Below are 7,281 nucleotides of genomic sequence, written 5' to 3' on the forward strand. Positions count from 1 at the left end.
GCCCACGGCCGTGTCCGAGGGGGCGAGCGGGGGCCGAACGGGGGGCGAACGGTCAGCCCGCGTACACGTCCTCGACGTACCGCCCGGCCTCGATCAGCCCCTGCAGCCAGGCCTGCGCCCGCTGCTCGTCCGCGCCCGGGACGCGCTCCCGGTACAGCGTCCGGAAGGCCTCCCGGACGCCCGGCGCCATCCGGGCCCCGTCGCCGCACACGTACACCTCGGCGCCGGCTTCGAGCAGCTCCCAGACCTCGGCCGCCTCGGCGGCGATCCGGTCCTGCACGTAGCGCCGCCCGTCCCGCGGCCGCTCACTGAAGGCGGGCCGCAGCGAGACCGCGCCGGCCTGCTCGGCCGCCTCCAGCTCACCGCGGTGCAGGTAGTCCGCGTCCGGGTCGTCGCAGCCGAAGTACAGCAGCGCCGGAGCGAGCCCGGCCCCCTCGGCGAGCAGCGCCCGGCGGTCGGCGACGGCACCCCGGAAGGGCGCCAGGCCGGTGCCGGCCGCGATCATGACCACCGGGGTGCGGTGGCCGATCCGGAACGCCTCCCGGCAGGGCTGGACCCTGGCCAGCACGGTGTCGCCGACGGCCACCCGGTCGAGGTAGCCGGAACCGGTGCCCCGGAAGGTGCCCCGGCCCGAACGGGCCGGCCCGCTGAGCACCGAGACCATCAGCTCCGCCCGGCCCGGGTCGCCGGCGGGCGAGGAGGAGATCGAGTAGTGCCGTGGCCTGATCGGCGGCAGCAGCTCCAGCAGCACCGGCCAGCCGAGCCGCCCCTGGAGGGCCGGGTGGTCCTCGATCAGGTCCAGCAGGGTGCGCGGGTCGTCCTCGGGCAGCGCCCGCAGCGCGGCCTGCTCGGGCGGGCAGGGGTTGAGCGCGGCCAGGGCGGCGCGCTGCTCGGCGCTCGGCCGGTCCTGCAACTCGACGTGGTGGGTGAGCAGTTCGCGCACCGTCAGCGGGCGGTCGACGGCCGGTCCGGTGCGCCGGTGCGCCACGATGCCCAGCACCGTGTCGAGGTCGGCGCCGAACAGCTTGGCGGCGCGCTCGACCAGCACCGGGTCGTTGGCCGGGAGCACGGTGAGGTGGTCGGCGGTCCGGTATCCGGTGCCCTCCGGCAGGGCCAGCCGGACCAGCCGCTTGACCCGGTGGTAGGCGGGGTCGGTCAGGCTGCCGACGGCGGTGACGGTCAGCTCCGCCATGCCGTGCCGGGCGGCCAGCGCGGCCAGCGGGCCGCCGGTCACCTCGGTCACCGAGAAGGCGGCCGCCGGCCGCGCCTCGGCGGGGGCGTCGGCGTCCCCGTAGCGCGCCAGCAGGGTCTCGCGCAGCGCGGCGGTGAACTGCCGTACGGTGCCGGCCAGGTCGCCGGAGGCGTCGGCCTCGGCGCGGGCCAGCAGCCGGGTGCCGCCGAGCGCTTCGAGCCGGTCGTCGATCAGCGCCGGGACGCGCTGGTAGGTCGCGGCGTAGGTGCGGTCGCCGATGCCGAGCACCGCGTACTCGACGCCGTGGGCCGTCCCGCCCTCCCGCCCCTCTCCGGTCTCCTGGAGCCGGCGGACGAACCGGGCCGCGTCGTCGGTCGGCTGCCCGTTGTACGAGGCGGCGGTGATCACCACCGGCCGGTCGGTGGGCAGCCCGTCCGCGTACGCGTCCAGCGGGGCGGTCTCCGTCTCGCAGCCGAGGTCGGCGGCGGCCTCCGCGAGCTGTCGGCTGAACTCCCGGCAGGCGCCGTAGTTGGAGCCGTGCAGGAGCAGCAGCCCGGTCCCCCGGCGGACCCGCCCGGCCGTCCCGGACCGCTCGGCGGTGCCGGTGCCGGTGCCGGTGGCAGTGGCAGTGGCGGCGGCACCGGAGGCGTTCGCGGCCCGGCCGGGCGTGCGCCGGGCGAGGCCGAGGGTGAAGTCGTCGGGCTTGATGGTGAGCGTCTGCTTGATGGTCAGCCGGTAGTCGGTGTGGTCGATCAGCCGGTAGCGGTGGACCAGCATGCCGAGCAGCATGACGGCCTCGTGCAGCGCGAACTGCCGTCCGATGCAGGCGCGTTCGCCGGTGCCGAAGGGCTTGAAGGCGTGCGGGGAGCGGGCCTCCTCGCACTCGGGGTCGAACCGGGACGGGTCGAACAGCTCCGGGTTGTCGCCCCACGCCGGGTCGCGGTGCAGCATCGGCGTGGAGACGAAGACGGTCTCCCCGGCGCGCAGCGGGATGCGGCCGCCGAGCAGGGTGTCCTCGCGGGCCTCCCGGCTGAATGCGGGCGCCGTCGGCCACAGCCGCAGCGCCTCGTTGAGCACCTGGCGGGTGTGGCGCAGCCGTCCGACGTCCTCGTAGGAGGGCTCCGGGTCGGTCTGGTCGCCCCAGAGCTCGTCCACCTCCCGCTGCACCTGGCGCAGCACCGTCGGGTGCTTGACCAGGTAGTACAGCGCGAAGGAGAGGGCGCCCGAGGTGGTCTCGTGGCCGGCGATCAGGAAGGTGATCACCTGGTTGCGGATGTTCTCGGCGTCCAGCCGGGTGCCGTCCGAGGGGCGGACCGCGCCGAGCATCAGGCCGAGCAGGTCCTCGGCCGGGGCCTGCTCGCCCTCCCCGGCGGCGCCCTCCCCGGCGGCGCTCTCCGCGGCGGCGCCCTCCGCGGCGGCGCCCTCCGCGGAGCGGGCGGCGATCACCTCGTCCACCACGGCGGCCAGGTAGTCGGCGTCGGCCCGGAAGGCGGTGTCGCTCTCGCCGTGGTCGGCCTCCGGGTCGCGGGTGAGCCTGTTCATCGCCCAGGCCAGGCAGCGCACCATCGCCTCGACGAAGGGGTGCGGCTCGTCCCGCTCGAAGGAGCCGAAGTCGAAGCCGAAGCCGGCCAGTCCGATGGTGTCCAGGGTCATCCGGGTCATGTCGCCGGGCACGTCCACGGGCAGTCCGGCGGCCTCCCGGCGGTCCCAGGAGTCGACCAGCCGGCGGGCCACCCGCAGCATCACCGGGTGGTAGGTGCGCATCGAGCCGAGCGCGAAGGCGGGCGTCAGGATGTCGTGCGCCCGGGCCCAGTTGGGCTCGTCGTTGTAGGCGGTGAACAGGCCGTCGCCGGTGAACTGGCGGACGTTCTCCAGGCCCGGGCCGATCGACTTCGTGAACCGGGTCTCGTCGGCGAGCTCCTCGACCAGCTCCAGCCCGCTGACGATCAGGCTGTCCCGGCCGTGCAGCCGCTGGACGAAGGCCGGGCCGTGCTCTCTGGCCAGTTCCATGGTGCGCAGCATCGGGGCGGCGAGCGGCGGCGCCGACGAGATGTCCACCAGGGGGACGGCCCGGCCGTTCCCGGCCCCGCCCGGCCCCTCACCCCCGGCCGTCCACTGGCCCGCGGCCGCGCTCTCCATAGTCTCGGTCATCGCTGTGCCCCTCCCACGGCAGGAAACTTCGGTCTTCCACCACTGTGAGCCCACCGGGGGGAAGGTCCGACCCCGATCACTACATGATTGTGTAGTACCAGGGGCGGTGACGGGCTTGCCCACGAACCGTCAGCCCTGACCCCGGAGAGGAGAACCACCGATGCGAACGACCGAGGACTGCGCCCCCCTGCCGAGCGGCCGCCTGGATCCGGCGGTGATCTGGCGCAACCGCGCGCTGCGGCTGCTGGACCACGTGCCGATGCCCATCGCGGTGTGCGATTTCGGCGGCGGGATCCTGATCGTCAACCGCGCGATGGCGGCCGAATTCGGCTGCTTGCCGGGCCAGTTGCGCCACCGTAGGATTCTGGAGTTCTTCACCCTGCGGGACACCGGCACCCTGGAGGCGCTCACCGAGGCCGTCCGGCTGCACCGCCGCTCGCAGTACCCGGCCCGGGTCTCCTGGACGCCCGCCGGCGGCAGTGAGCGGCACGGCGAGATGACCGTCGACCTGGTCAGCGACACCCCGGAGCAGACCCCGAACCTCCTGCTGTCGCTACAGGCGGCGGAGCCCGCGGCCCCACCGCCCGGCCCCCGGGCCGAGGCCAGCCCGGTCGAGGCCCGGATCCTCGCCGCCGCGGCCCGGGGCGACACCACCGCGCAGATCGCCCGGGCGCTCGGCATCACCCCGGACGGCGTCAACTACCACCTGGCCCGGCTCTCCCGCCGCTGGCGCGTCCCCAACCGCACCGCCCTGGTCGCCCGCGCCTACACCACCGGCGTCCTGGCCCCGGACACCTGGCCGCCCCAGCCCGCCGACTCCGAGTGACTTGACGTCACAACTGTTACAGGGAAGAGGGTTTCATGATTCGGATCGGGCTGACCGTACGGCCGAGGAACCGGCATACTGTCCGACGTACGTACGGGGTTCAGGCCTGAACAGGGGGGATCCGTTGGATTCGCTGGTCGCATTCCGGACCGACAGCGGCGCGAACGTGGTCGTCGAGGTCGACGACGAGGGGCCCGGCCTCGAACTGGTCGCCCGCGGGGACGGCGCCATCACCCAGGCCGGCCGCACCTTCGAACACGCCCTGCAGGGCATCCACAGTGCGGCCGAGTCGGCGCTGAGCGTCTTCCGCGACGGCCGGCTGAAGCCCGACACCGTCGAGATCGAGTTCGGCGTCAAACTCACCACCGAGGCCGGCGCGGTGATCGCCAAGAGCAGCCTGGAGGGGCACCTGGTGGTGAAGCTCTCCTGGAAGCCCGAGCAGCGCCGGCCCGCGGAGCAGGAGCCGGTGGACAGCGAGCCCGACGGTGAGAACAGCTGACCCGAGGTGCCCACCGCAGCCTGGCAGACGAAGATCACCTGCGGCGGCGAGACCGGGTCCGGATTCCTCGTCAGCGACCGTGAGGTCCTGACCTGCGCCCACGTGGTCACCCGCGACCGCCGGGCGCAGGTGCTGTTCGCCGGACGGCCGGACCTCGATCCGGTCGGTGCGACCGTGGTGGAGCGCGGCGGCTGGACCGGGAAGGTCGACGACCCGGGCGATGTCGCGGTCCTCCTCCTGGACACCGCCGTCCCGATCGAGCCGGCCCGGTTCGCCGAGCTCGGTGAGGCCTACGCCCACCCGGCGCCGAAGCTGCTCGGCTACGGCTTCCCGCGCGGCTACGACAGCGGCACACTCGCCGAGTTCCGGGCCGCCGCCGGCCAGTTGATCGCCGGCGAGTGGGTCCAACTGGAGGCGTGGACGCCGACCGGCCAGCCCCTGACCCGCGGGTTCAGCGGCGCGGCGGCCGCCGTCGAGGGCAGCGGACGGGTCGTGGGCATGGTCTCCGCCGCCTCGAAGTCCCCCGAGGTCCGCACCGGCCGGATGATCCCCGCCCATGTCCTCGCCCGGCACTGGCCGCCCGCCGCCGACCTCATCCCCACACCCCGCTTCGGTCCCGAGTCCAAGCGCCTGCTACGCACCGTCCTGGTGGGACTGGGCAAGGCCGCGCGGCCCGAGGAGCTCGAAGCCATGTACGCCGAGGCGGTCGGCCCGCTGGGGCCGGCCCACCCCTCCTGGGAGTTCGACTCCTACTGGGACCTCGCCTGGTACCTGATGTCCGAGGTCGTCGCGGCGCCCGGCGGGTGCCCGGTCAGCTCCTTCGTCGAGACGCTCGCCGCGCGGACGGAGGACCCGGTGGCGCAACTCGACCTCCGGCGCTGGCTGCGCCGGCACCAGCCGACGCCCGGCGCCCCGCCGGCGGGTTCCCAGGACCGGCCCCGCTGGTCGCCGATCCTGGTCGAGATCGACCGCAGCGGCTCGGGGCCCGGTTCGTTCATGGTCGAGATCTCCGCGTTCCGCGACGGCCACCGGCACCTGGTCGGCACCCGGACGCTGCCGAAGGCCCGGATCCGCGACTTCGTGGTCTCCCACATCGACGCCGCGTTCCACGAACTCGACCACCACGGCAGCGCCCTGATCGCCTTCGCCGTCCCCCGGGAGTGGCTCAACCAACCGCTCGACGAATGGCACCGGGCCAAGGACGACAGCACACCGCTCGGCTGCTTCTCCCCCGTCGTGCTGATGGACATCGACCGGCGGCGCAGCGGCGCACTGCAGTTCAAACTGCACCAGAAGTGGGAGAGCCTGGACCGGCTCAGCACCTCCGTCGTCCAGCGGATCGACTGCGGAACCACCCACGCCGCGGACCGGCTGACCGTCCGACTCGGCTCGACCCACCACCCGGTGGGCTTCGGCCGGCCGCCGAAGCTGGCCGAGACCAGGCGACTGCTCGCCGCCAGCCTGAACGCCGCCGTACCCATCGTCGTCTGGCCCCGCACCGGCTGTACCGGCGTCCACGGGCCCGGCACGGCCGACGGCTGCGCCGGCCGCAGCTTCCTCGACCGGCTCTCCGAGCAGCTCGCCTCGGTCTCACCGGCCGAGCTGCCCGAGTACGTGCACGCGCTGCGCAGGGACGCCTTCGTCCACGACGGTGAACCGGCCCACTGGGCCCGGGGACTGACCCTGCTGTGGGAGGACCCCCGCTGCTTCCCGGAGCCGGGCGGCTACCGGCTGTCGCCGGTCGACCAGGAGCATTGGAGAGGACCCGCATGACCCTCTGGCCCGTCTTCACCGGCGCCTCGGAACCGCACGACGGCATCCGGCGTCTGCCCGCCCCGCCGCCCTGGCGCACCTTCGACGGAGGGCCGGCCCTCGCCCCGCCACAGGAGGAGTCGGACGCCTCCCCCGAGCACCACCACCGGGCGCGCACCTACCGGCCCACCCCGGCGACCGTCCAGCTGGTCAACGCCGCCCTCTACCTGCGCCGCCCGCTGCTGGTCACCGGCCCGCCCGGCAGCGGGAAGTCCAGCCTGCCGTACGCCGTGGCACGCGAGCTGTCGCTCGGTCCGGTGCTGCGGTGGAACATCACCAGCCGCACCACCCTGGAGGACGGGCTGTACAGCTACGACCCGCTGTCCCGGCTGTACGCGGCCAGCCGGGCCGCCGGCACGGGACCGCACGGGCCCGCACCGGGCGAGGCGGTCGAGGACCACCTGCGGCTGGGCCCGCTCGGCACCGCACTGCTGCCGTACGAGCGGCCCCGGGTGCTGCTGATCGACGAGGTCGACAAGTGCGACCTCGACCTTCCGAACGACCTGCTGAACATCCTGGAGGGCGGCCGGTACGAGATCCCCGAGCTGGTGCGCGCCGCGCGCGCCACCCCCGAGGCCGAGGTGATGATCGACGGCACCGACCTGCGGGTGCCGGTCCGTCGCGGCCGGGTCCGCTGCCGGGCCTTCCCCTTCGTCGTGCTGACCAGCAACGGCGAACGGGAGTTCCCCCCGGCCTTCCTGCGGCGCTGCGTCACCCTCCGGCTCACCCGCCCGGGGCCGGAAGAGCTGGAGGAGATCGTCCGAGCCCACCTGGGCGAGCTCGACGCCGACGCCCGCCGAC

The 7,281-nt window shown here is 74.3% G+C and carries 5 protein-coding genes; 4 read left to right on the forward strand and 1 reads right to left on the reverse strand.

Going from position 1 to position 7,281, the window contains the following annotated elements; translation table 11 throughout:
* Window positions 1-52 precede the first annotated feature (52 nt).
* Window positions 53-3,343 (reverse strand): bifunctional cytochrome P450/NADPH--P450 reductase, encoded by a 3,291-nt coding sequence (locus ACFU6K_RS07425; RefSeq protein WP_380661436.1) that lies wholly within the window; start codon window positions 3,341-3,343, stop codon window positions 53-55.
* Between the two features lie 160 nt (window positions 3,344-3,503).
* On the opposite strand from ACFU6K_RS07425, the gene ACFU6K_RS07430 reads away from it, so the two are divergent.
* The 4 genes from ACFU6K_RS07430 to ACFU6K_RS07445 form a co-directional block, all read left to right on the forward strand.
* Window positions 3,504-4,169, forward strand: coding sequence for a helix-turn-helix transcriptional regulator (locus tag ACFU6K_RS07430; RefSeq protein ID WP_380661437.1), 666 nt, complete (start codon window positions 3,504-3,506; stop codon window positions 4,167-4,169).
* A gap of 124 nt (window positions 4,170-4,293) precedes the next feature.
* On the forward strand, window positions 4,294-4,668 hold the full coding sequence (locus tag ACFU6K_RS07435) for a CU044_2847 family protein (RefSeq protein WP_380661438.1): 375 nt from the start codon (window positions 4,294-4,296) through the stop codon (window positions 4,666-4,668).
* Window positions 4,669-4,674: 6 nt separating this feature from the next.
* Window positions 4,675-6,441, forward strand: coding sequence for a trypsin-like peptidase domain-containing protein (locus ACFU6K_RS07440; RefSeq protein ID WP_380661440.1), 1,767 nt, complete (start codon window positions 4,675-4,677; stop codon window positions 6,439-6,441).
* On the forward strand, window positions 6,438-7,281 hold an 844-nt coding region (locus ACFU6K_RS07445), incomplete at its 3' end, for an AAA family ATPase (RefSeq protein ID WP_380661441.1). The genes ACFU6K_RS07440 and ACFU6K_RS07445, both read left to right, overlap by 4 nt.

The organism is Kitasatospora sp. NPDC057512, from assembly GCF_042802135.1.
Lineage (GTDB): Bacteria > Actinomycetota > Actinomycetes > Streptomycetales > Streptomycetaceae > Kitasatospora.